Source organism: Gemmatimonadota bacterium (assembly GCA_039715185.1).
Lineage (GTDB): Bacteria > Gemmatimonadota > Gemmatimonadetes > Longimicrobiales > RSA9 > DATHRK01.
Map to the genome: position 1 here is coordinate 1 of JBDLIA010000248.1, position 1,035 is coordinate 1,035.

General features: G+C 68.1%; 1 protein-coding gene. It reads right to left on the reverse strand.

What is annotated here, in order from left to right; all coding sequences use genetic code 11:
- A partial coding sequence (locus ABFS34_17030) for an FAD-binding protein (GenBank protein ID MEN8377130.1) occupies positions 1 to 1,035 on the reverse strand: 1,035 nt, incomplete at both ends.

A 1,035-nucleotide genomic window follows, 5' to 3' on the forward strand; every position in this document is an offset into this window, starting at 1 on the left:
CCCAGGCGGTTGGCGCCGTGCAGGCCAGCGGCGCACTCGCCGCAGGCGAACAGGCCCGGAACCCGCGTCTCCTGGCTGTCGGCGTCGACACGAATGCCGCCCATGAAGTAGTGCAGGGTCGGGCCGACCTCCATCGGCTCCTTCGTGATGTCGACCTCCGCCAGCTCCTTGAACTGGTGATACATCGACGGCAGCTTGCGCCTGATGAAATCCGCGTCGCGCCGACTGGCGATGTCGAGAAATGCACCACCGCGAGGCGAGCCCCGCCCGGCGGCTACCTCGGCGCGAATCGCCCGAGCGACCACGTCGCGGGTGAGCAGCTCCGGAGGACGCCGCGCGCCCTCGACGCCGCGCATCCACAGCTCGGCCTCCTCCTTCGTGTCCGCCGTCTCCGAAGCGAAACGCTCCGGGATGTAATCGAACATGAAGCGCTCGCCCTTGCTGTTCTTGAGGATGCCTCCGTCCCCGCGAACGCCTTCGGTGACGAGAGTTCCGCGAACCGACGGCGGCCACACCATGCCGGTGGGGTGAAACTGCGTGAACTCCAGGTCCATCAGCTCGGCGCCGGCGTCGTAAGCGAGCGCCAGGCCGTCGCCGGTGTACTCCCAGGAGTTACTGGTCACCCGCCACGCGCGACCGCCGCCGCCGGTCGCCAGGATCACGGCCTTGCATCGAATCAGCAGAAACCGTCCGGTATCGCGCCAGTACGCGGCGACGCCGGCGATGCGACCGCCGTCCTCGAGCAGCTTGAGCGCCGTGCACTCCATGTGGAAATCGATGCCCTGGTGCACACCGTGATCTTGGAGCGAGCGGATCAGCTCGAGCCCGGTGCGGTCGCCGACGTGGGCCAGCCGCGGGTAGCGGTGCCCGCCGAAGTTCCGCTGGTTGATCAGCCCGTCTTTGGTGCGGTCGAAGACCGCGCCCCACTCCTCGAGCTCGCGCACGCGCTCGGGGGCCTGTTTGGCGTGCAGCTCGGCCATGCGCCAGACATTGAGGAACTTGCCGCCGCGCATCGTGTCTCGGAAGTGGATCTTC